Origin of the sequence: Streptacidiphilus sp. EB103A, from assembly GCF_041261405.1 — a bacterium.
In the GTDB taxonomy this organism is placed as follows: domain Bacteria; phylum Actinomycetota; class Actinomycetes; order Streptomycetales; family Streptomycetaceae; genus Streptacidiphilus.
Genome location: NZ_JBGCAQ010000014.1, coordinates 201,313 through 222,843, shown reverse-complemented (window position 1 = coordinate 222,843; position 21,531 = coordinate 201,313). Strand labels below are relative to the sequence as shown.

General features: G+C 72.9%; 23 protein-coding genes. 12 read left to right on the top strand and 11 right to left on the bottom strand.

All coding sequences use genetic code 11. The features are described from left to right. The first annotated feature begins 247 nt into the window (after positions 1-247). The 9 genes from ABH941_RS23845 (at position 248) to ABH941_RS23805 (ending at position 8,829) form a co-directional block, all read left to right on the top strand. Positions 248-454 (top strand): hypothetical protein, encoded by a 207-nt coding sequence (locus ABH941_RS23845; RefSeq protein ID WP_370131487.1) that lies wholly within the window; start codon positions 248-250, stop codon positions 452-454. Between the two features lie 88 nt (positions 455-542). Then, the gene (locus ABH941_RS23840) at positions 543-1,178 is read left to right on the top strand and encodes a hypothetical protein (protein WP_370131486.1); all 636 of its coding nucleotides are present in this window, start codon (positions 543-545) and stop codon (positions 1,176-1,178) included. Positions 1,179-1,293: 115 nt separating this feature from the next. Beyond that, the gene (locus ABH941_RS23835) at positions 1,294-1,974 is read left to right on the top strand and encodes a hypothetical protein (RefSeq protein WP_370131485.1); all 681 of its coding nucleotides are present in this window, start codon (positions 1,294-1,296) and stop codon (positions 1,972-1,974) included. A gap of 251 nt (positions 1,975-2,225) precedes the next feature. After that, entirely contained in the window at positions 2,226-2,732 is a 507-nt protein-coding gene (locus tag ABH941_RS23830) for a hypothetical protein (protein WP_370131484.1), read from the top strand. 33 nt (positions 2,733-2,765) lie between these two features. Further along, positions 2,766-3,506: a hypothetical protein gene (locus tag ABH941_RS23825; protein ID WP_370131483.1), complete on the top strand. Its 741-nt coding sequence runs from the start codon at positions 2,766-2,768 to the stop codon at positions 3,504-3,506. Positions 3,507-3,738: 232 nt separating this feature from the next. Further along, positions 3,739-4,941 (top strand): DUF6884 domain-containing protein, encoded by a 1,203-nt coding sequence (locus ABH941_RS23820; protein WP_370131482.1) that lies wholly within the window; start codon positions 3,739-3,741, stop codon positions 4,939-4,941. A gap of 111 nt (positions 4,942-5,052) precedes the next feature. Beyond that, the gene (locus ABH941_RS23815; protein ID WP_370131481.1) at positions 5,053-5,703 is read left to right on the top strand and encodes a hypothetical protein; all 651 of its coding nucleotides are present in this window, start codon (positions 5,053-5,055) and stop codon (positions 5,701-5,703) included. 230 nt (positions 5,704-5,933) lie between these two features. After that, positions 5,934-7,535 (top strand): AAA family ATPase, encoded by a 1,602-nt coding sequence (locus tag ABH941_RS23810; protein WP_370131480.1) that lies wholly within the window; start codon positions 5,934-5,936, stop codon positions 7,533-7,535. A gap of 253 nt (positions 7,536-7,788) precedes the next feature. Beyond that, on the top strand, positions 7,789-8,829 hold the full coding sequence (locus tag ABH941_RS23805; protein ID WP_370131479.1) for a DUF4007 family protein: 1,041 nt from the start codon (positions 7,789-7,791) through the stop codon (positions 8,827-8,829). A gap of 113 nt (positions 8,830-8,942) precedes the next feature. Here ABH941_RS23805 and ABH941_RS23800 read toward each other — a convergent pair whose 3' ends face one another. Further along, on the bottom strand, positions 8,943-9,482 hold the full coding sequence (locus tag ABH941_RS23800) for a hypothetical protein (RefSeq protein WP_370131478.1): 540 nt from the start codon (positions 9,480-9,482) through the stop codon (positions 8,943-8,945). A gap of 265 nt (positions 9,483-9,747) precedes the next feature. On the opposite strand from ABH941_RS23800, the gene ABH941_RS23795 reads away from it, so the two are divergent. From ABH941_RS23795 to ABH941_RS23785, 3 genes are all read left to right on the top strand, one after another. After that, positions 9,748-9,882, top strand: coding sequence for a hypothetical protein (locus ABH941_RS23795; RefSeq protein ID WP_370131477.1), 135 nt, complete (start codon positions 9,748-9,750; stop codon positions 9,880-9,882). Beyond that, on the top strand, positions 9,879-10,781 hold the full coding sequence (locus tag ABH941_RS23790; protein ID WP_370131476.1) for a hypothetical protein: 903 nt from the start codon (positions 9,879-9,881) through the stop codon (positions 10,779-10,781). Before ABH941_RS23795 ends, ABH941_RS23790 begins: the two co-directional genes overlap by 4 nt. A 127-nt stretch (positions 10,782-10,908) precedes the next feature. Continuing rightward, positions 10,909-11,799 (top strand): hypothetical protein, encoded by an 891-nt coding sequence (locus tag ABH941_RS23785; protein WP_370131475.1) that lies wholly within the window; start codon positions 10,909-10,911, stop codon positions 11,797-11,799. Between the two features lie 303 nt (positions 11,800-12,102). On the opposite strand, the gene ABH941_RS23780 is transcribed toward ABH941_RS23785, so the two are convergent. The 10 genes from ABH941_RS23780 to ABH941_RS23735 all read right to left on the bottom strand — a co-directional run bounded on the left by ABH941_RS23780 (position 12,103) and on the right by ABH941_RS23735 (position 21,484). Next, the gene (locus ABH941_RS23780; RefSeq protein WP_370131474.1) at positions 12,103-13,104 is read right to left on the bottom strand and encodes a hypothetical protein; all 1,002 of its coding nucleotides are present in this window, start codon (positions 13,102-13,104) and stop codon (positions 12,103-12,105) included. Positions 13,105-13,370: 266 nt separating this feature from the next. Next, positions 13,371-13,763: a hypothetical protein gene (locus ABH941_RS23775; protein ID WP_370131473.1), complete on the bottom strand. Its 393-nt coding sequence runs from the start codon at positions 13,761-13,763 to the stop codon at positions 13,371-13,373. 141 nt (positions 13,764-13,904) lie between these two features. Beyond that, a complete protein-coding gene (locus ABH941_RS23770; RefSeq protein ID WP_370131472.1) occupies positions 13,905-14,093 on the bottom strand; it encodes a hypothetical protein in 189 nt (62 codons plus the stop codon). 15 nt (positions 14,094-14,108) lie between these two features. Beyond that, positions 14,109-14,834, bottom strand: coding sequence for an HNH endonuclease family protein (locus ABH941_RS23765; protein WP_370131471.1), 726 nt, complete (start codon positions 14,832-14,834; stop codon positions 14,109-14,111). A 49-nt stretch (positions 14,835-14,883) separates the two neighbouring features. Continuing rightward, positions 14,884-15,705: a tryptophan synthase subunit alpha gene (locus ABH941_RS23760; protein WP_370131470.1), complete on the bottom strand. Its 822-nt coding sequence runs from the start codon at positions 15,703-15,705 to the stop codon at positions 14,884-14,886. Between the two features lie 103 nt (positions 15,706-15,808). Beyond that, positions 15,809-16,654, bottom strand: a complete 846-nt coding sequence (locus tag ABH941_RS23755) for an LPXTG cell wall anchor domain-containing protein (protein WP_370131469.1) — start codon at positions 16,652-16,654, stop codon at positions 15,809-15,811. 153 nt (positions 16,655-16,807) lie between these two features. After that, complete coding sequence (locus tag ABH941_RS23750; RefSeq protein WP_370131468.1) at positions 16,808-18,016, bottom strand: peptidase M23; 1,209 nt, start codon at positions 18,014-18,016, stop codon at positions 16,808-16,810. A 7-nt stretch (positions 18,017-18,023) separates the two neighbouring features. Continuing rightward, complete coding sequence (locus ABH941_RS23745) at positions 18,024-18,809, bottom strand: hypothetical protein (protein WP_370131467.1); 786 nt, start codon at positions 18,807-18,809, stop codon at positions 18,024-18,026. Positions 18,810-18,908: 99 nt separating this feature from the next. Next, a complete protein-coding gene (locus ABH941_RS23740; RefSeq protein ID WP_370131466.1) occupies positions 18,909-20,966 on the bottom strand; it encodes a hypothetical protein in 2,058 nt (685 codons plus the stop codon). Beyond that, on the bottom strand, positions 20,963-21,484 hold the full coding sequence (locus tag ABH941_RS23735) for a hypothetical protein (RefSeq protein ID WP_370131465.1): 522 nt from the start codon (positions 21,482-21,484) through the stop codon (positions 20,963-20,965). Before ABH941_RS23735 ends, ABH941_RS23740 begins: the two co-directional genes overlap by 4 nt. Between the last annotated feature and the right edge of the window lie 47 nt (positions 21,485-21,531).

The following is a 21,531-nucleotide window of genomic DNA, read 5'->3' as shown; positions in this document are numbered from 1 at the left end:
GGCCGCCCAGCGGCACCCAGTTCGACGCGTCCCGGCCGACAGTCCTGCGGCGGCCAGGGGCCGATCGCGGCGCGGCCACGTGCGCGGATCCACATCTGTGGGATTCCCCCAAACGCAGGGAGCCAAGCTCGCATGTCGCTTATAACTTGTCTGCACTCATTAGTCTTGGTACATTATAAGTGTCATACGTTCGCAGATGGCCGCCCGGCTCGCCTGCGACAGGCCGCTGACCAGCTAGGGAGCGCCCGTGGAGCAGCCAGAGTTCAGCCGTGGAGACCGCGTCCGGCTTGTGAAGTGCCCCAACGGGGCGATCCCCGCCGGATCGGTCGGCGTGGTCCTGCACTGGAACGGCAACCCTGTGATCCGCCAACTCGGCGTGGCCTGGGACGGGCCGATTCGGCGGCAGAACCTGCTGGTCCTCGTGCCCGGCCGGGACGAGGTCGAGCCGGAGTGAAGCGGCCGCAGCCGACCGGCTTGCCTGGACGGTTGCGAAGCAACCGAGCCGACGTGTCCTTCCATCCGCCTTCCCCTGGAGCCGCCCGATGACCACTGCCACCTACCGTGCGACCGTGCTGCTGAACGTGGCGACCGACCCGAGGGGTCGGGCTGCGAACTTCGACGGCTACCGGAACGGTCATCCCCTTGGCATCGCCCTGGCCGAGGACGGCGCCGAGGTCGCCTTCACCGTGCGCGCAGACAGCGCCGAGGGTGCTGCCGACGACGCCTACATCCTGGGGAACCGGCAGCCGCTGCCTGGCCGCAGTGCCCCGGTCGATGACCTGGGACTCTCCTGGCCAGGTGACCTGCGGTCCGTCTCCGTCGGCGACGTCGTGCGAGTCCTTGGCCCGCAGGGCTCGGTGCACCTGGCCGTCACGGGCGCGGGCTTCCTTCCCGTCGACGCTCCAGCTCCCGCCGACCTGGTCCCTCTCCCGGGGACGCGCGCCACCAGCCGTACCCGCGACTGGGAGCCAACACCCGGTCAACCGAACAGCGAGACCGGGAGCACCTCCGCCTTCGCCGCCGGCGACGGCGTCTACCACCGGGGGAAGCACTGCTTGGGCACCGTCGCCGGGCTTGGAACGGACCCGATCAGCGGCGATGCCGTGGTCCTCGTGCGATGGGAGGGCAGCCAGCACAAGTCGCCGACCGCCCCCGAGGATCTCGCATACGTGGACTGACGACATCGAGGCCGTTGACTCCTCTCCCGTGCACCCCGCCATGCCGGGTCGCCCGGCACCGTCCTGCGTTGGCCGGGTCGCCCCTGCACCCAGCCGCACCAACTCCGGAGGCCATGTGCCCGACTTCGACTTCTCCTCGCCGCCTTCGCAGCCACCGCGCGAGCAGCCGGGCCCGAGCCGCTGGTCGGTGACCAGCTATCGACCGGTGGGCAGACGCGAGTTCGTGGACTACCGCACACTCCAGCTCGATTCGGTGGACGTCGCACGCTCCCACTGCGCCGCTGCCGTCAGTCGCCCCTGGGTAGACCGGATCGTGGTCACCCAGCACGACTGCGTGGCTACCGTCGGGCGGATCGCCCGCGACTGCCTGCCCGGACTGGGAGCGCCTGCCGCACTGCCGCCCGTACCGACGGGTGCGAACGAGGTGAAGCGCTTCTACCGGGTCCGGAACTTCGGGCCGCCGGTCCTGCGCAGCGGGGACGCGGTGCGCGACCGGCTGGCCTGGATGGCCAGCAATCGTGGCCGACACCCGTACAACCTCACCGACATCCCCGACCCGGAGTCCGCGGAGCTGCTGGAGGTCACGCTCGTGCGCTACAAGCACACGGTGGCCGTCGGCTTCCGTCGGCCGGGTTCGCACATCGTTGCCTGGGACGTGATGGCTCCCGCTCACGGGCCTGCGGCGAAGGAGTACCGCTTCACCCCGCCGAAGGACCCCGCCCCGGAAAGTGGCCGGCGGCGACCAGAAGCCGCTGCCACGGGTCGCAAGCGGCTCCACTGCACCTGGTGCGGCTGAACCCCGTGTCGGAGCTCCGACACGGGCTCCCCGCCGAGCCTGCGCCTTCGTGGTGCACCCGCGGGCAGCACAGCGGCACCCCGGCCCCGTGCGCGGTGGCCAGGCGTCTACAACCGGTCGAACGGTCGAGAGCAGCGCTGACCGCCGGACTCCGGCCCGCCTGCCCGGTCCACCCGCAACACCCGGCACGGCGACCGCTGAACACCCCCGCCCACCCAGCAACGACCCGACAATCCCTGGAGACCTTCCTCATGACCGCTCCCATCGCGCAGATACCTGCCAACGCGGCGCAACTCGCCCTCGCCGCCGCCCGGCGCCCCGTCTTGAACGGCCTGGTCGCCCCGCTCGCCGCCGGTCCCATCCGCCACGACCAGGCCCACTCCCTGCTGGCCACCTTCACCGCAGTCCAGCAACGCGTCGAAGCCGAACACCTGCGCTCACTGCACCCAGCTGTCTACCAGGACGCCAGCCAGCGCACCGCCGACGGAGTACTGCGCAGCGCCGACATCCTGGACGAGCGCGCCCGCAGCACAGCTGAGGGCACCGCGCCGACCTTGGCACCCGGAGCGGACCTCACGCCGTGGGCGGTTGGCATCGCCGCCGACGGCCTGGCCGCCGAGGCACAGACCCGCACCGCCTGGTGGGACGACCAGGCCCAGGTCCGCCTCCACCTGGCGTTCGCCCCCGACCTGCCGCAGCACGACCGCGATCGGGTGCTGGACGCCCTGCAGGCGGTCGTCCGCCCCCTCCTGCACTGACCAGGCCCGCTGTCGTCCCCCAGGAGCACCCCGATGGAACTCGAACCCGACCGTCCACCGATCCCGCGGCGCTGCCAGAACCTGTCCCGAGCCGGGGGACTGGCCGTGCCTTACATCACCCCGCACAGCAGGGTGCCGCTCGTCCCGGGACTTCCCGACACCACCCACGCCACCACCGCGGTGTTCGGCGCCGTCGACAACCGGCGCCGCAAGATCGTGCTGCGCCAAGGGCGCTGCCAGGTCTGCGCCCAGCGCCTGGAGGACACCGCGGTCTTCCTGGTCCGCCCACAGGACCGGCTGCACGGCTGGACTCCCGAGCCTGCGGTCCACCCCGAGGGCTGCTTCCCGTACTCCCACGCGGCCTGCCCCATGCTCGACGGCCGCATGCCCCGCCACCGGCGCAGCCCGCTCAGCCTTCGCCACCTTGCCGCCGACGGACAAGCACCGCCGGCGTGGGAGCGGGCGGAAGTCGGCGGCTACGAGCCCGGGCACGCCGCGTACGCCTGGGACGCCTGGTGGGTGCCGCGGGAGCAGTACCGGCTCCGGTACAGCGACGACGGGAGCCTCCTGCTCGGCCTGGACTTGCGCGACGTGGTCCCGGACCGGGTGGAGCACCTGCGCGACGCGGAAGGCGAGGACCCGATCGCCAACGGCTACCGGTTCCTGGACGCCGCCCGGGCGCTGTTCAACGCCACCGGCACTTCGCTGGCGCCCCACCCTGCTCCTCACCCCACCGAAGAGACCGGCACCTGCCCGGTCCGCACGGAGCAGTGATCGGTCAGCAGCACCGACGTGATCGAGGCGATCCTTCCGGCCTCGTGGAGGCTGCCCGGCAGCGGCCGGGACGCCGCCCCGTCGAGGAGGCGAGGCCGACGACGCCGGGCTCGAGGTGCATAGCGCGGGCCCTGGCCGTCGGCGGTTCGAGCCCGGTGCCGGGTTGCTGCCGCTCCCGGCCCGCGACCGCACCCTCCCCCACCCCCTTCCGAACAACCTCCTTGGAGTTCCGTTGACCAACGTCAAGCCCGATGCCCGGAGCCGCCCGCGCTGGGACGAGGTGCGTGCCCGGTCCGCGCTGGCGCAGTTGCCCGGTGGTGAGGATCTGGTGGTGTGCACCGACGGCTGGCGGGTCCGCATCGTGCGCGGCCCCGTCGGCGAGCTGCCGTCGTGGGAGGCGGTTGCCGGCGCCCTGGAGGAGGGCGGCTTCGTCGGTGTCTGCCCGGTGCCCGACGGAGTGGTGGCGTCGGCGGCCTACCCCAGCACGGCGCTGACCCGGCGGTTGGATCCGGCTTGGGAGTTCACCGAGCAGGTGTCCTTCCTCGGCCAGCCGGATGAGCGCGTCGGCGGGACCGTGAAGCTGCACGCGAACTACGCAAGTTGCTCCCTGGTCGCCAAGGACGTGGCCGGCCGGGAGGTCGGGCGCGGATTCCGCGACCGCTTCGTGGCTTCGCAGGCGCTCGCTGCCCACCACGGCCTGCCGCTGCCGCTGCGGTCTTTCGACGAGGACCACTTCGACCTGATCGCCCAGTTCCGCGACTCGGCGCTCGAGGTCACAGCGGCGGCGCAGCGCAGTGCGCTGAAAGCGGCGGTGGTGCACCCGTACGGGGATCTTCCGCTGTCCACGAGCGCCGGGGATCTTGCGTTCCTTCTGGCGCTGGGCCTGGTCGGGCAGGTGCCGGGGCCCGTTGCGGCGCCGGGTCGGTGGGTGGTGACGCGGGAGGGTCGGCGGACCGCGGCCCTGTGGCCGCCGGAGAAGCTGGTCCTGGTTCCGTGCTCGGGACGAAAGCTGGACGCGACTGCGGTGGCTTCGGCCGGGGAGATGTACGCGCCGGGGAGCTATCACCGGGCCGCGCGCCGGGCAGCGGAGGCGATGACCGCCGAGGGGGGCCGCTGGATGATCCTTTCGGCGCGGTACGGGCTGCTCGATCCGCACGATCGGATTCTTGCCTACGACCTGAAGGCCGGGCGTCCCGGTACGGTCGGCGCGGACACCCTGAGCCGGCAGGCCCACCAGGCGGCGGTCTCCACCGCCCAGGTCACCGTGCTGGCCGGCGCCGCCTACGGCGAACTGGCCCGCGGCGCATGGCCGTCGGTGCACCAGCCGCTGGCCGGCCTGGGGATAGGCCGTCACCTTGCGTACTTCGCGGACCGGTACGAGCCCGGCCGCAGGCCCCGTCCGCGTCGACGCCCCCGTCCAGCGGTGCCCGCTTGAGGGTGTGATGTGGGGTTTGTTCCCCGGCAATGGTGGTGCCCAAGAAGGGGGTGGAGTATTTCTTATGACGTAACCTCGATCTAATACCAGTTATAAGAGACAAGGATGGCGATGGAAGCTACCGCGCATCGGGGCTGGAAGCCCGAGGACCTGCTCAATCTGTCCGATATCGGGCGCGCCCTGGGCGTGACCCGTCAGACGGCGCAGAAGTGGCATCGGGCCCCGGCCGGCAGTGCCCACTCCAAGTCGGAGTTCCCGCTGCGGTCGGTCGCCGTCGCCATGGGCATCGAACTGTCCGACCCCCCCGATGCCAAGAGCCCGCAGTACCCCTGGAAGGTCGTCAAGGCGTTCGGGATGGCGATCGGCTACCTGGACGCCGAAGGCAACCCGGTCCCCGAGATGAAGATCAAGGGCAAGGGGCGATGGAGTCCGGTGGCGCCCACCGTCGACCCGCGCGAAGGCAACCCGCTGCGCTACTACAAGAACCACGCCACAGAGTTGCTGGGCCTGAAGGCGGAAACAGTCTCCGGGCTGCGCGCGAAGCACTACTTCCCGCCCGAGGACGGATTCGACGAGATCGCCCGGCCGTTCTGGTGGGCGGAGACCCTGCAGGCGCGGATGAACCAGGTCGAGGACCGCCGCGAGAAGCGAGGGCCCAGGCCGGACGGCTACCTGGAGAACGGCCAGCCGTTCTGGCACGCCGGGCCCAACAACTTCTGGACCCGCCGCTGGCACGAGAACCAGGAGAAGAGCACCTCCTGACCCCAATTAATACACTCGAATAATGGTATAGTTATAAGCGTCATTCGGGGCTCGGTCCCGGTGCTGAGCAGGGATGATTCACCTGCGCGGCACCGGGACCGCTCCGTGCCGGACCACCCGTCCGCGGCACGTTCCACCCGACCGGCCGTACAGCCGACTCCGACTCACACGAGGGCCGACGGGCCTGCCCGAACGTGACACCGCACAGACGAATATGGGAGACCCGCCTCATGGCTACCGCCGTTGAGGCCCCCGCTTCTGCGGAGGGCCTGGTTCAGCACACCCGTTTCCAGTTCCAACCAGCAGTCCGTCACCGCTCCCACCTGCGGATCGGCATCGACGGCGTGTCCGGGTCGGGCCGCACCCTGACCGCCCTCCTCATGGCGAGCGGCCTCGGCGAGCGCGTGGCCGTGATCGACACCAACGGAGGCGCTGCGGACCGGTACGCACACCGGGTACCGCACCAGATCCTGACGATGACCCGCTTCGACCCCGACGACCTGTTCACCGCCCTGGCCGTGGCCGCCAGCACCGACCACGACGTCGCCGTCGTGGACACGGTCTCCGCCTACTGGTCCGGGCCGGGCGGCCTGCTGGAGAAGGTCGACCGCGACACCCAGATCAAGGGCGGTACGACCTCAGCGGCGTGGACCGCGCACCGGCCCTCCGAGCGCCGGTTGCTCGGTGCCCTGAAGGCTTACCCGGGCGCGGTAGTGCTGGTCCTCAACTCGCTGGTCGAGCCGGTCATCGAAGACGACGGCAACGGCGGCCACGTCGTGCGGCGGATCCCCGTGCGCGCCGAGCAGCGCGCGGGCCTGGAGTACGACCTCACCTTCACCGGGTCGATGGACAACGCCGGGGCGGTCCTGGACGTCACGAAGTCCCCGATCGAAGAGGGCACCGGCCGAATTGAGGAGCCCGGCGAGAAGTTGGGCAAGCAGCTGCGGGACTGGGCCCAGCTCGGCGAGCCGACCGGCCTTGACCTGTCCCTGGTCCATCGGGCCCGCGACCGCGACCTGACCCTGGACGCCCTGGTCGAGCTGTGGGCACAGGCGGCCGCTGCCCGGGCGCTGGACATGGCCGTCCTGGACATGGACGGGCGTCTCGCGGTCACCCTGCTGGAACTACTCGCGCAGCGCACCTACCAGCACCTGGGTGCCACGGACCTGACCATGGAAGGGCTGTGGGCACTGGGCCGCCAGGCAGAGGACGCGCAGGCTCTGCAGACGGCAGTGCCCGTCCAGGGACGCCCCATGGCCCTGGGGACGCTGCTGGAGCAGCGCCGGATCGCCCTGGTCAAGGCGGCCGAGCGCGAACGGAAGGAGGCCGAGCAGGCCGCTGCCCGGGCCGCCAGGGAAGAGGCGCAGCGGGCCCGGCTTGCCGCCCAGCAACCGACCGACCCGACCGCCGAACAGGACGGGTCGCAGGGCTGGCCGCCGTACGAACCGCCGAACTGGCCCACCGCCGGCCAGCCGGAGCAGCCCTGGGCAGTCTCCGCCGAGGGCGAGGGCGAGTACCCGGAGGCGGACGACCCGACCCACAACCCGCAGGCCCAGCCCGCGCAGGTGCCCCCGTTCGAGTACGCGCCCGACATCGCGGACTCCATCCGACCCGCCGCGCCGCCGCAGAAGGCCGCCGTCGACCTGATCGGACACCTCGCCCAACGGGGCTGGAACAGCCTGCCCCTGCTGGAGAAGGCCCGGTCGGTGGCCGAGGAGCAGGGCGTACTCGACGTACGGATCATCGAGTCCGCCACCGGAGGCGAACACCCGCTCGGGGTGTTCCTCAACCAGCGCATCATCGCGCTGCGCGGTCGAACCGAACACGCGTGAGCAGCACGGCACCCCTACCCCGTACCTGCGGACCCGGCCCCACCAGCCGCAACCCCGTGCCCGCGCGGTGAGACACCCGGGTGGCGCAGCCGTCACCGGCTGCGCCACCCCGTCCACCCGACCGACGTCGCGAGTTCCCCGATGAGGCACCTGTGGGCGGACCGGGTCGGCGCGGGCCACCGGCCCCCCGACGCGCCCTGAGCCGCCCCTGATCCGCGCCGCCGACGCGGCAGCACCCACCGGAGGCACCCCCATGTCCGCACCGGCCTCGCCCGGCCCGCTCGGCGACTGCCTGCGCGCCGGCTTCGCCCGCCATCGGACCTACGCACCGCGCTACGGCTGGCTCCTGCGCTTCCACCAGGCCCTGCTGGAGGATCCCGCCACCGTCACGCGCCCCGACGCCCCGGTTCTCCTGGGCACCGGCAGCAGCATGGTCGCCGCCATGGCCTTCTGGTCGCAGGCGTTCGGCCTGTCCCACCACCACCCCGCGGCCGAACGCGGGGTACTGGCTCCCACCGCCCGCGGCCACTGGCTGCTCGACGAGAGCGGCGCCGACCCCTACCTCGAACTCGAGCCCACCCTGTGGCTGCTCCACTACTGGCTGGTGTCCGCCCCCTGCCGGGTTCCCACCTGGCACTACCTGTTCGGGCACTGCGGGGCTTCGCGGATCTCGCGCTCCCAGCTGGTCGAGCGCGTCCAGCTGGCCGCCGCCGAGTCCGGATGGCCCCGGCCCTCGGGTGCAGCGGTCGACCGGGACGTGGCCTGCCTGGTCTCGATGTACGGCCCCCGGCAGAACGGCAGCCGGCCCGAGAGCCTGGAGGAACTGGTCGACCACCCGTTCCGCGCGCTCAACCTGATCGACACCCAGGACGGCGACCCCGGAGCCGGGCCCGGATCCCAGGTGCTGGTCGCCCACTCCTGGGCCGGGCGCAGCGCCCCGCCCGGCGTGATCGTCTACGCCTGCCTGGACTACGCCGCCCGGACCTGCCCCGACCGACCCGGCAGTGTGACCGTCGACCGGCTCGCGCACGAGCCCGGCGCGCCCGGCCGCCTGCTGAGGGTTCCGCGCAGCGTCCTCGTCGCGGCCCTGGAACGCCTTTCGGCGATCCACGGCAACGCTTTCGAGGTCATCGAGTCGGGCGACGGGCACCAGGCCCTCGTCTTCCGCCGCCCTCCCTCCCTGCTGGCCGATCAGGTCCTGGGCCGCTTGTACAGTGCCGCCGCCGGGCCGGTCCCTCAGGAGCGGGACCGACAGATGGCCCGGCCAGTTGGGCCGCCGCCCGGTGCGCGCTGACAGCTCGCGCGACGTCCGGCAGGGGTTCCCTCGCACGGGAGGTCTCAGCTGCCGGCGGCACCGTCAGTGGTGGCGGTCCGCTGTCCACCGCCACGGCGGCCGACCGCCGCAGGTCAGAAGCCTCTGGCTGGCAACACCGCCCAGGAACCGGTCAGGGACATCGCCACCAGCTCCGGCAGCTTCTCTCCCGGATCCGTTTCCGGGACCAGTACCACCGCTCGGCCCTGCTGCCCGAGAGCGCGGCGCCACAGCTCGCCGCCCGTGTCCTGCGCCTGGGCACTGGCGAGCGGACCCCGCCACAGGGACTTGTGCCGCCGGGAGACCTCCACCTGGTTCCGCCGGCGACGCAGCGCCCAGCCCTGCGTCTGAGCCGGCGCCCCGCGGGTCCCGATCGGCAGGGGCAGCCCCTCCCCCATGTGCTCGAAGCCCTCCGCGTCCAGCATGTACGGCAGCGGGCTGTAGGTGTCGCCCTCATCGTCCGTCATCGTCGCCGTGAACTGGGGGATGAGCAGCAGGGCCGGCCCTGGGCCCAGGCCGGGCAGCGTGATTGTCAGGGCGTGCGCTGTGAACGGCAGGCCGTCGGGGAGCTTCTCGTCGGCGACGAGCACACCGGCCGGCAGAACGCCTCCAGCGTGACGATGTGTATGGGTCACACGACCCGAGCGTAGGGGAGCGGCCAGCCGCCGAGGACCGTTTTCGCCAATGAGCCCGGCCCGGGGGTCGCCGTCAGCACGCAACCGCCTGGACAGCAGCACCTCGCCGCCACTGCTCCGGGCCGCAGGAAGAACGAAAGGCACGTCTCTTATAACAGCCCTTCGAGTCGCCAGAATGGTACATTATAAGCGTCATCAGATCGGGCTCTCCGCTCCCTGGAGCCGAGCAGTGGCGCCCGAGGCGACCCCTGAAGGAGATGTGAGCATGGACTGGTACGACACGCACAACGCATCGCCCGCCTGCTACAGCGACGAGGAGTACCTCGCCTGGGTGCAGGACGCCGGGGCCACCGTCGACTCGGCCGGCAATATCACGTGGCCCGGCAAGGAGACGCAGTGACGGCAGCCGCCGACTTCGAGCAGTACGCGCTGGCGCTGCCCGACGGCCGCTGGCTCTACCATCTCCCGCCGGAACGCGGTCAGGCGCACCAGCTCATCGAGATGCGCGCCGACGGCCAGACCATGACGCGGTGGAACGCCGGATCGCACTGGTGGGCGACCGACCGTCAGGCCCAGTGCCTGACCGCCCTGCTCCAACCCGGGCCCGAGATCATCGGACACCGGCTCAGGGAACCCGACGCGGTCTCCGAGCGCTACCCCGGCGAACTGACGCCGGAGCAGTGGCGTGATCGCCAGGCTGTGGGCAGCCGCGAGGAGCGCGACGTCCTGTACGAGTTGTACAGCCCCCTCTCCCGCGACCAGGAGCCGACCGAGCACGAGCTGCCCTCTCCGGTTCGGGTCTTGGAGGGTTGCGAGCCGCCGGGACCCGGTGACCCGCCGTGGGTGGCCTCGCTCCCGTCCTCGTTGGCCAATCGACCGGAGTACCTGCACTGCTTCCCCGGCCGCATTCCGGGCCTGCGCGCCCACGTGAAGGCCCAGGTTCAGGCGATGCGGCACGTCGCGTACTGCTTCGACGGCAGCGCCGGCGAGCCGGACGGCCTGTACGTGGGCATCCGTGTGCCGTTCGACCGCCCCAAGTCGCGGTGGCAGCCGGACCGGGGCAGGCGCGGCCAGGACCTCAAGCGCGGGCGCGAGGTCCCCGTTCTGGCCGAGCAGCGTATGTACCTGCCGGTTCCCGCAGACGTCGTCGCCCCCACCTACGGCGAGGCCTTGGCAGCGTGGCACCAGCAGACGGCGTTCTGGATCGACATCGCTCGCGCGGCGAATGTCAAGGCCTGCAACGGGTGCGGCGGACGGGGCTACGTCCTGGACGCCGACAAGCACGCCGGGGCCCCGTAGCGAAGTATCGCCGGCCCGCCTGCTCGACACCGCCCACGCCCCGGCCAGCGCAATCCGCGCCAGGGAGAGTCCGGCGGACCCCGGCCCGATCAGCGCGCCACTCCACACCACCACAGAGGAGATCACCGTGACCACCACACCGCCCGTCTACTTCACCCACACCCGTCCCCGGGAGACCGAGCCCGGCCGGGTGGACGCCGAGCTCGCCTTCCCCGTCGCGAGCCGTGTCCGCGCCGGCGCGCACCACAGCGCCGCCGTCACCCTCGCCCAGGTCCACGGGCTGGACTGGCACACCCCGTTCAAGCTCAACCCGAACTGGACGCCCTACCGCGAGCTCACCGAGGGCATCCGCTTCGGGCAGCAGGACGAGCGCAGGCTCACCGTATGGGGCCCCGCCCGGCGGGTGGCCACCTTCCTGACAGCGCTCCAGCGAACCCTCGCGCAGGTGGAGGCCGCGGCAACTCGCGCCGCCCGGGCCCTGGGAACGTGGCTGCGCTCGGCCAGGGCCGAGGAGTTCCTGCAGTACGAGGACAGCTCCACCCTGCGCTACCGGGCCCGCGACTTCCGCATCTGGGTTCTGTGGCACCTGGTGGCGGCCCTGGCCGGGCCCGCGCCGCAGGCCCCCGACCGCCTGGAGGGGCGACCGTTGTGGGAGCAGAGCGCGACCGTCGCCGGGGAGGTCCACGCCAGCGCGGGCATCGACCTCTCGTTCGTCGACGAGGACGCCGTCGTCGCGATACTGGCACGGGTCCGCAGGCTGGAGGCCCCGGCACCGCAGCCCCAGGAGCCCCAGGTCCCCGACACGGTCCAGGAGCTGCTGCACCTGGCCGGTCCCGTGGCCCGCGCCCCGCGCGAGGCTGCGGCGGTCCCCAGCCGTGCCGGTGCCGACCGCTCTGGCGAGCATGCGGGGCGCATCGGCTCCTCGCACGGCTGGCGCGGCCGGGCGGTAGCCCGGCGCGCACCGCGCCCTCAGGTCGTCCCCCAGGCCACGGGCGCGGCCACACGGAGCGGCCGATGAGCCAACTCGACGCGGCCCCGAACCGTCCCGTCCCCCGCGGACAGCGGACAGCGGACACGGTGGTGACGGGACCCGCTGCCTGGCTGGCAGGTACGCCGGCACCAGGCAACTGCCCTCGGAGCAGGGGCCTTGACGGGTAGCCGAGGCGCCCGGGTGCCCGCCTGTCCGCGCCGCTGAGCGCTGCCCCGAAGTGAGGGCCGGGCCAGATCCCATCCGGGGGTCCGGCCCGGCCCTCGATTGTGTAGACGCCGAGGCGCACGGGCACCGGCCGGATGAGTGCCGCCCGCGGATCGGCAGCGTGTGTCAGCGTGCCGGCGAAGCCTCGATCTGGTCCCAGGATTTGAAAGCCTGCCGGTTCCCCTTGGTCAGGGATGCGGTACGGCGGGCCCGGTCGGCGGCGCTGTCGCTCCATCGGAGGTCACGGACGAGGACCTGCTGGCTGTCGTCCGCAGTGCCGAGCTCCGCGGTGCATCCGCCGGGGCCCCGTGCCTCGCCCTGCCCGCATCCGCAGGTCCGGCGCAGCTCGGTCAGTCCGAGTTCGAGCTGGGGATCCATCAGGAGCGCGAACAGGCGATCGTGCTCGGGTCCCCGTACGGTCTCCACGACCCACTGGGACTGCCTGCGCCCGGCCGGACTGGACCACACGTCCGTCCCGGCGATCACCCCCTCGCCGGCCGTCAGGCGGATCCGGCGCAGCAGTTGGCTGCCCAGGCGCAGGTCGCGGTGGCTATCGGTGATGCAGTCGTACAAGCACCGCTCGGACCGTGTCCAAAGGCCGCCGGGAGTGGTGAAGCAGGCCGACGCCCCCGCGGTGCGGGCGTTGGCGAGGATCGCCTGGACTGCCCGGTCCCACCAGCGGACGGGAAATCCGGTCAGCTCGATGGAGGCGTCCGTGTCCTGACGGTAGAGCCGGACGTGGTGGGCGCCACGGCTGTAGCGAAGGCCGCAGATGCCCGCGATCTCCTCCCTCGGGCCCGCGTCGATGGGCAGGAGACGCTCCGCCCAGTGGCGTACAACGGCTGGCTCGCGTTCGAGCACCGCGGTGAGGGACTGGGGCCGCGGGTGCAGCCGCACCAGGCCCATCGGGTGACGGGCCACCGCGCTCAGGCCCGATCCCCGGTGGAGGAATTCGCTCTCCAAGCGCGCCTGGTCGACGGTGGCCGCCGCCGGGATAAGGCTGCGTGCCGGGTGCGCTGCCAGGTCCTGTAGGACGCCGGTGTAGTGCTCCCCGGTACACGCCATCCGGGTGCGCACGGCCCTGGTCAATCGTGCTGCGCGCTGCGTGGGGGATGTGCCGGTTGGCATGGGCTTGCCTCGTTCCGCGCGTCCGCAGACCCCCGTGCGAGACGCGATCGAAGAAGAAGGCGGGGAGCGGTTGCGTGTTGTACCGACAGGGTGCGCAGCTTTCTGCCGATCAGGATCCAGCGAGCTGGGGGTCGGTCTGGATCTCGGCGCGGCGCCCTGGAGCTGCCGTTTCAGCCATCTGATCACGGGGTGCAGGCAATTCCGGTGCGCCACGCCGGGAGTGGACTCGCTGGACTCTGCGGTTCGTCCGGTCCGGCGGGAGCGGGCTAACGCCTGCCGTCTTTGCCGATCGACTCGGCGACCAGTCGGGCGACGTGGTCGCCGAAGCCGCCGGTCGGGAAGCCGTCGTGGTCGTCTTCGCCTTCGTGGTGCCAGATCTGGAAGGCCGCCTCGAGCAGGGTGCTCTCGGTGGGCTCTTCCCTGCGCAGCCTCACCGTGACGCTGAACTTCGCGGGACCGGGCACGAGGTCCAGTCGGTAGCGACGGCAGTCCGCGGACTCCGCGTCGATTTCGGCGGACCCGGTCAGGAAGTCGTCCTGGTGTGCCTGGACGGCCAGTCGGGGGTCGTCGAAGTCGAACGGGTCGAGGTCGAAACCCAGGCCGAGACGGTCGACGGCTTGGGCGGCCTCGAGGATGGCGTTGGCCTGGCGCAGTCGCATGACCCCATTGTTCCTTGTCGGCCGGTGTGCCGGGAGGTGTTTCGGTTCTGCGCGGTGCGAGCAGGTGCCGCGTCCGGTCGTGGCCTGCCGGGTCGGCTTCCCCGGGCCGCTTTCGACGCCTCGGAGGTGCGCGCTGGGCGGTCAGGGGGTTCTCGCGGGTCCGGGTTCGTCGTGGGCGGTGTCGCTCTGCTCGGCCGGGGGCGCGGTCGGCTCGCGGAAGATCAGGTCGTGTCGCCACTGCGGTGGCGGCGAGAGCGGGGCCGGTCGCGCGGCGGCCGGTGCGCGGGTGCCCGGGATTCGGGGACGGGTGACGGCGCGGTTTTCTGACACGGTCGGTCTCCTGTACTACCGGGCGAAGGCGACGCCGGCGCTGGACTCGGTGGGAAGCGGCTGTCCGGGGCACGTCGCGAGGACCTGCCGGAGGGCGTCCTTTTCGGCCGGGGTGACCCAGAGCCGGTACTTGGCCTTGACCGCGATCTGCCTGGCCGCGTAGGTGCAGCGGAAGCTCTTGGCCGGCGGGAGCCAGGTGGCGGCGTCGCCGTCGCCCTTGGCCTCGTTGGTGGGGCCGTCGACGGCCAGGAGTTCGAGAGGGTCGTTGGCCAGCGCTTCGCGCTGGTCCTGGGTCAGTTGTTGGGCGCCGGTCTGCCAGACGTCCATCAGGGCCGCGATGTGGTCCACCTGGACGCGGGTGCTCTGGGGGCCGCGGACGAAGGCGATGGTGTGACCGGTGTAGGGGTCGTGCAGGGTTCCGGAGGCCACCGTGCAGTGCGGGGTGCCCTTGAAACGCACGTTCGTCAGGTCGCGGCGCAGGACCTGGTCTCGGGTGTCGCACCCGTCGTGGCCGCCGGGCGCGGAGGTGTTGTCGCTCCAGGCGGGCCCGAAGTCGCCGACCCGGTTGTAGCCGGTCTTCGGTGCGCGGCCCTTGACGGGCAGTTCGGCCAGCGCGGCCGCCGCGGTGCCTGCCTGTGGTGCGCTGTCGGGACGGGTCTGGGCCTGGGTGGCGGTGGCGGCGCAGCCGGTGAGCAGGAGCAGGGCGGCGGTGCCGGCGGCGAGGTGGGCGGGCCTGGTCATGGCGCGGCTCCTGGGGTGGTGCGAATCAGCGGGTTCTCTTGATCATCGGTCATCGGGGGCCGCTGGCTGCGGTAAGCGCGTCGGTGAACCGTCCGACGGTTCGGGCGGCTTCCTTGATGCCGGGGGCGCCGGGTTGTTCGAGGGCGGCGCGGATCAGCGGGGAGCCGATCACGATGCCGTCCACGAGCGGGGCCAGGGCGCGGGCGCGGGCGGGGGTGGAGACGCCGATTCCGGCGACCAGCGGGGTTCGGGGGGCGGCCCGCCTTATCCGGGCGGCGTGTCCGGCGAAGGTGGTCAGGTCCAGGTCGCCCTGGTAGCCGGTGGGGTCGGGGGCGGCTGCTGCGTAGAGCCAGCCGGTGGCCTGTGTCAGGGCGGCGAAGTCGCCGGTGGTGGTGTGCCAGGGCACGAAGCGGGGGGTGTGGAGCCCTGCGGTGCGCATGGCGAGGTGCCAGACGTCGGCGTACTCCTCGGGCAGGTCGGGGATCATCGCGGCCGCTGCTCCGGCGTGGGCGAGGTCGAAGGCGAACCGGGTCGCACCGTACTGGCGGACCGGTTCCCAGTAGCTCATCAGGACGACGGCGGTGCCGGGGGTGGCGGTCAGCTGCCAGATGGTGTCCAGGGTGTCGCCGACTTCGTAGCCGTGGTCCAGGGCGTGCCGGTGGGCTTCCGTGATGGCCGGGCCGTCGAGGTGGGGGTGGGTGTGCGGGGCGCCGACTTCGAGGATGTCGGCGCCCTCGGCGGCGAAGGCGCGCAGGGCCTCGACGCCGCCGGCGGCACTGGGGAACCCTGCGGGCCAGTACGCGCCGAGCAGCGGTCGGGTGCGGTCCGCGAAGAGGTGGGTGAGGTGGTCGGCGGCGGGGGTGGTGATCACGACGGGGGCGCCTTTCGAGGGGGTGACCGGACGTGGGCGGAGGGTGCGGTGCGGCCCCGGGGGCAGCGGGAGCGGGTCCCACTGCCCCGGGGGATGTGCACGGTCAGGCCTTGGAGTTGGGGGCGTGGCGTCCGGGGCGGCGGCGGACCAGGGCGAGGGTGGCTGCGCCGGCGGTCATCATCAGTCCGCCGGCCAGGAGCAGCGGGGTGGTGTCGTCGGCGCCGGTGTGGGCGAGGGTGGCGGCCGCGGTGCTGCTGCTGCCGGCGGTGGGTGTGGTGCTCCCCGAGGCGGTGGCTACGACGGTGGTGCTGCCCGTCGCGGTCGCTGTGGCGCTGGGGTCGGTGCCCGGGTCGGTGGGTCCGCTGGTCGGCGATCCGGTGGGCCCGCCGGTCGGGCTGCCCGTGGGCCCGCTCGTGGGGTTGCCGGTCGGGCTCCCGGTGGGGTTGCCGGTGGGTCCGCTGGTGGGTGAGCCGGTCGGGTCACCGGTGGGCGAGCCGGTGGGTCCGCTGGTCGGGCCGGAGGTTGGCGGCGGCGTGGTGGGTGAGCCGGTGGGGTCGCTGCCCGGGTCGGTCGGCTGGCTGGTGGGTGAGCCGGTCGGGTCACCGGTGGGCGAGCCGGTGGGTCCGCTGGTCGGGCCGGAGGTCGGCGGCGGCGTGGTGGGTGAGCCGGTCGGGTCGCTGCCCGGGTCGGTCGGCTGGCTGGTCGGCGCGCTCGTCGGATCGGTGCCCGGGTCGGTGGGGTCCCCGCTGGGGGCCGGGGCAGTGGTGTCCGCGGCGGATGGGGATGCCGCGGGCGCGCTGGTCTGAGCGGCGGCCGAGGCGGCGGCCGTCGCGCTGGCCGGGGTGGTGGGGGTGTCGGCCATCGCGGCCGGTGCGGCCAGGACGCCGGTGGCCGCGGCGACCACGGCTGTGGCGGCCAGGCGGACCAGTCGAGTGCGGGTGTTGCCCATGGTGGAGCCGGCCTTTCGGTCAGGGGTTGGGTGTCGCCCGCTGCTCGGGCGCCACAACGAGCATCAGGCGCAGGGCCTGTGGACAAGTTCTGGCGACGGGCGCACTTGTGGACGGCGCGGTCGCTGCCGGCCGCGTCGTCCACAGGTCGCGGATCAGCCGCCGTGCGGGAAGTCGGGGACGGCCCAACCCAGGTAAGTGGCATGCCATTTGGTCTCGATCTCGCTGGCCGGGACGACGTCCACGTAGCCGACGCGCAGGATGTCGGTGCTGGCGGTGCGGCCGCCGCCGACGTAGATCGCGATGTGGCCGGCGGGGTTGCCGGTGGACCAGAACAAGAGCGCTCCGGGGGGCGGGTTGCGGTCGCCGGGGTGCCGCATGGCCGCGGGGATGGCGTTCCATTCGTCCAGGGCTGTGTTCACGCCCGAGTAGGACCAGCCGTAGACGTTGGCGGTGAACGCGAGGCACTTGTCGTACCAGCCGCCGGTGGAGCCGGCGCCGGAGTGCGCCAGGACCCAGGCGATGGCCTGGGCGGCCGAGCGCGGGTTGTTCACGTTCCAGGTCTGGGTCCCGTCGCTGAACTGCTGGCCCGGCGTCCCGGTGGGCGCAGTGACAGGGGCGGCGCAGGGGTTGGCGGTGGTGACCGGCGCGGTGCTGCTGTCCGGGGAGGCGGTGCCAGAGGTTGCTGCGGTGCCGGAGGTGGAGCCGGTGGTGCCGGGGCGCTCGAGGTCGATGCCGGCCTGGGCGGCGATCTGGCGGGCCAGGTCCTCCTGGCCCGCGTAGAGGTCCGGGTACTGCGAGTGCTGGACGTCCTGGGCGGCGGTGCCCAGTGGCAGGGTGGTCCAGTTCGCGATCTCGACCAGGCCCTTGTTGGTGCCGCGGCCCTGGAAGAAGGACTGGGTCGCGTAGTTGACGTTCAGGATGTCGGTCTTGGAGCCCCAGCCCATGGAGGGGCGCTGCTGGAACACGCCGAGGGAGTCCGCGTCGCCGTGGTCGATGTCGGTCAGCGAGCTCTCCTGCAGGCCCGTCATCAGGGCGACCAGGGTGGCGCGGCCGGGCAGTCCCTCCTGGATCGCGACGGTGTCGATGGTGGTGGCCACGGCGACCTGCTCCTGGTTGACGGTGCCCGTGCCGGGGGTGCCGGTGCCCGTGCCGGGGTCGGTGCTGGTGATGCCCGGGCCGGAGTCGGCGCAGGTTGCCCCGGAGGCGTCCGGTGCGGGGGCCATCAGGCCGATCACGATCAGGGCGATCAGGAGCACGACCGCGGCGATCACCCCGGCTTTCAGTTGCAGGCCCTTGGTGGCGACGCCTGCGGCTTGGATGGCCGCGCCGGCTGCCTGCTTGGCGATCTCCTGTTCGTTCACCGGGGCCTCACAGCCCCAGTCCGAGGACCCGGGTGACCGTCCACGGGTTGCCGGTGTCGGAGCGCGAGATCTCGAGGGTCAGTGACCGCTGGTAGGTGTAGTCATGGGTGCCGGTGACCGCGATCGTTGCGGTGGCCTGCAGGTAGACCCGCACCGCGGTGTCGGGGGCGGGCCGCTGGGCGGTGGTGGGTTCGGTGACGGTCACCGCGGTCGGGCGCGCCGCGGTGGCCTGTCGGGAGACCAGTACGTCGAAGTCCGCGTCGTCGTACGCGTCGAGGTTCGCGACCAGGGCCGGTGAGGCGTAGGGGGCGGCGCGGGCCACGGCGGCGTTGTGCGAGCCGTCCTGCAGCGGCAGGCGGGTGCAGTAGGCGGTCATGAACGCGGACGCGACCTGCCGGTCGGTCAGCACGGTGGCGGGGGTCGCGGACGCGGTGGCCGTGGCGGCGGCGGTGGCGGTGGGCGCGGTGAGGGGAGCCGCTGTGGAGGTGGGCGCGGTGGCGGCGCGGGCGGGGTGGGAGTGGTGCGGGGATGCCCAGGTGTAGGCGGCGATCGCGGCGGCCAGGACCAGGGCGGTCAGCGGGATGTGGAGTCCGGTGGGGGTCTGCGAGCGCTGGCGGCGGATCCGTTGGGCGCGCTCGTCGCGGCGCGCGGTGCGCCAGTACTTGCGGGCCCGGCGGCGCTGGCGCCGGGGCAGTTCGGCGAACTCCTCGGGCGGGTCCTGGCGGCGCAGCAGTTCGCGCCAGTCCTCGGGGCTGGTGGGCGGGCCCCCGGCGGGCTCGTCAGTTGTAGACATGTCGACTCCTGTGGTCGAGGTGCGGGCATGGCGGGGCCGCCCCGGGCGGTCCGCCCTGGTGGGCGGACCGCGCGGGTGCAGGCGGTGCGGTGCGTCAGGTCAGCCGGCGGTGGGGCGCGGCGCGGTCCGGCCGGAGGAGGGCGGCGCGGTCCGGCCGGAGGAGGGCGGCGGGTAGCTGCGGAACCGGGCCCCGGTGGGGTTGGCGGTGCCCGGGGGCACGGTGGTGCCGCGGATCACGGTGGGGGTGGTACCGGTGGAGGGCGGCGGTCCGCTGGGCGAGGGCGCGCCGGGTCGGACGGTGTACGCGCCGCCGGCGCGGCGGCCGCCGCCGGGGGTGGTGCGCCCCGAGGAGCCGGAGGAGGGTGGGGCGGCGGGGCCGGAGGGCCTGGACCCGGGGCCCAGGCCGCTGGGGCCGGAGGGTCCGGGGCCGGTGGGGCCGGTGGGTCCCGGTCCGCTACTGGGTCCCGATCCCAGGCCCGGGCGGGAGGGCGGCAGGTGACCGCCCGGTGCGTGGGCCGGATCGGACCGGTCGGTGCGGGTGAGGGTGACGGTGGGAGCGTCGCCGGTGTCCGGGCGGCTGGGCGGGCTGGGGAAGGTCCGGCTGGTGCTGCTGCGCCGCCCCGGTCCGGTGGAGCCGCCGGACGGCGCGGCCGGCGGGTGCCGGTCCATGTCGCCCATGGGGCGGCGGCCGACGCGGGAGGCGACGGCTCGGCGCAGGCGCGAGGCCCGCACGGCGCGTCCCACCGAGCCGAGGGCTCCGCGGCCGGCCATCTGCGCGCCGCCGGCCGACACGATCCCGTCCAGGCGGCCCTTGACCTTCCAGGCCATGATCGCGGCGGTGATGTTGAGGGCGGCGACCGCGAGCCACCCGTAGGTGGACATCAGCGACATCATCGCGACCGAGACGACCATGACGGAGCCGAGCAGCATGGTGGAGGTGAAGGACACCATGACCAGGCCGATGAGCATCTCAAACCATTGGACGCCCCACTGCCGGGGCTTGCCGGGGATGCACCACAGGGTCGCGAATGCGACCCCGCACACCAGGAGCATCAGTGCGCCGATCAGGGAGGCGAGGGTGGCGAACGCCAGGCCGATCATCAGGGCGCAGAAGATCGCCACGGTGACCAGGGCGGCGAACAGGACGGCCAGCCGGCCTCCGGGGTCCTTGCCCTGACGCCATTTCACGGCGTCGCCGCCGACGGTGTCGGAGTTCAGCGTCGAGGACAGGAAGTCCTTGCGGCTGTCCATGTCGGTGCCCTTGTCCAGCAGGTCTTTGCCCCACTTCTGGCACGCGTTGAGGGAGCCGAGGTCCGCGATGCACCACGGCACGGCGACGTAGGTGCGCCAGACCGCGTCGGAGGCCTTGCGCAGGGTGTTGTCGGTGTCGTTGCTGGACCACGCAGGCTCGGGGGTCTTGAACGGGACGGCCGCGGCGGTGTTGCCCGACAAGCCCGAGCCGATGGTGTCCATCGCGACGGTGGCGCCGAGCTGGCGGCCGTTGTCGACGCCCTTGACCCAGGTGGTGGGGGCGGTCAGGAACGTGGTGGCGATCGCAGCCGAGGCCAGGACCCAGGCGATCTGGCCCAGCGGGGAGCCGTTGCCGCGCTTGGACCAGGCGACGAACCCGCCGATGGCGACCGCGGTGGGCAGGAACGTCGTCAGCATCGGGCCGGCGGCCCCGGCGATGGCGTTGGAGATCGCGGTCTCGATCGGCGGCAGCGAGACGACCTTGAACGTCCACTGCGTCAGCACGACCGCGGCCCGCCCCAGGGTGACGACGACCATCATCAGGCCGGTGCTGACCTCGTACAGCGTCCAGTTGGCGAAGTCCCCGCTCCAGATGGAGGACGACAGGTCGTCGTCCAGCGCGTAGGCGTCCGGGCTGTACGACTCGAACAGGGTGCCCTGGCCCGGGGGCTTGATCGGGTTGGGCATCAGGTCCCCGATGCCGGCCGGCTCGTACTGGGCAGTGCCGCCGTCGGCGTGCGCGGCCGGTGCCAGGACGGCGGCCGCCACCAGCAGCAGGAACAAGGCGAGCAGGAGCCGGCGCGGGCGCGGACTCCACATGGTGACCGCGACGTATCCGCGGATGGCCACGTCACCGGGGCGCGGCAGGCGTGCGAGAGCGGCCCGCAGGCGGGTCAGGGCGTTCATGATGCCTCCAGGACGGCGGCGACGGGGTCGCCGGTGTGGCCGTACCGGTCCGGATCCACCTCGGCGACCTGCGCGACCAGCCAGCTCCCGCCGGCCTGTACCAGGCGCAGGGCGTAGCGGAAGGGCTGCTCCGCGGTGCGCTGGCCCGTCGCCAGGACGCCGGTCCCGGCGGGCTCGGTGGCGGTCGCCGGCACGGGCTGCTCGTCGGTGACCGTCAGCGTCAGCGCGGGGCGGTGGGTGTCCTGGCCGGTGAAGTCGGCGGTGTAGTCGGCGACGCAGCCGGCCAGGGAGCCGCCGTCGGTCGAGTAGTCGGGGCGCATGGCCGGGGTCTGCAGCTCGCACATGGTGCGGACGTCGGCGGGCAGGTCCAGCCAGGCGTGAAGGTAGGCGCCGGCGGTGGCGCCCGCACCGCCGACCTTGTGGTCGGCGGTGCGGGCGGTGTGGCTGGCGGAGCAGCCGGCCAGGGCCGCGGCCGCCAGGACGGCGGCCGCGACGAGGCGGCGGTGGCGCGGGGACATGCCGGTCCTCCTTCGGGTCCGGGCGGTGCGGGGCCGGCGGCGGGTGG

Bases quoted from the DNA above. Each gene is read 5' to 3' on its own strand.
- ABH941_RS23735 (WP_370131465.1), bottom strand. From the start codon at position 21,484: ATGTCCCCGCGCCACCGCCGCCTCGTCGCGGCCGCCGTCCTGGCGGCC.
- ABH941_RS23745 (WP_370131467.1), bottom strand. From the start codon at position 18,809: ATGTCTACAACTGACGAGCCCGCCGGGGGCCCGCCCACCAGCCCCGAG.
- ABH941_RS23815 (WP_370131481.1), top strand. From the start codon at position 5,053: ATGGAAGCTACCGCGCATCGGGGCTGGAAGCCCGAGGACCTGCTCAAT.
- ABH941_RS23755 (WP_370131469.1), bottom strand. From the start codon at position 16,654: ATGGGCAACACCCGCACTCGACTGGTCCGCCTGGCCGCCACAGCCGTG.
- ABH941_RS23825 (WP_370131483.1), top strand. From the start codon at position 2,766: ATGGAACTCGAACCCGACCGTCCACCGATCCCGCGGCGCTGCCAGAAC.
- ABH941_RS23810 (WP_370131480.1), top strand. From the start codon at position 5,934: ATGGCTACCGCCGTTGAGGCCCCCGCTTCTGCGGAGGGCCTGGTTCAG.
- ABH941_RS23805 (WP_370131479.1), top strand. From the start codon at position 7,789: ATGTCCGCACCGGCCTCGCCCGGCCCGCTCGGCGACTGCCTGCGCGCC.
- ABH941_RS23775 (WP_370131473.1), bottom strand. From the start codon at position 13,763: ATGCGACTGCGCCAGGCCAACGCCATCCTCGAGGCCGCCCAAGCCGTC.
- ABH941_RS23780 (WP_370131474.1), bottom strand. From the start codon at position 13,104: ATGCCAACCGGCACATCCCCCACGCAGCGCGCAGCACGATTGACCAGG.
- ABH941_RS23840 (WP_370131486.1), top strand. From the start codon at position 543: ATGACCACTGCCACCTACCGTGCGACCGTGCTGCTGAACGTGGCGACC.
- ABH941_RS23740 (WP_370131466.1), bottom strand. From the start codon at position 20,966: ATGAACGCCCTGACCCGCCTGCGGGCCGCTCTCGCACGCCTGCCGCGC.
- ABH941_RS23830 (WP_370131484.1), top strand. From the start codon at position 2,226: ATGACCGCTCCCATCGCGCAGATACCTGCCAACGCGGCGCAACTCGCC.
- ABH941_RS23765 (WP_370131471.1), bottom strand. From the start codon at position 14,834: ATGACCAGGCCCGCCCACCTCGCCGCCGGCACCGCCGCCCTGCTCCTG.
- ABH941_RS23795 (WP_370131477.1), top strand. From the start codon at position 9,748: ATGGACTGGTACGACACGCACAACGCATCGCCCGCCTGCTACAGCGAC.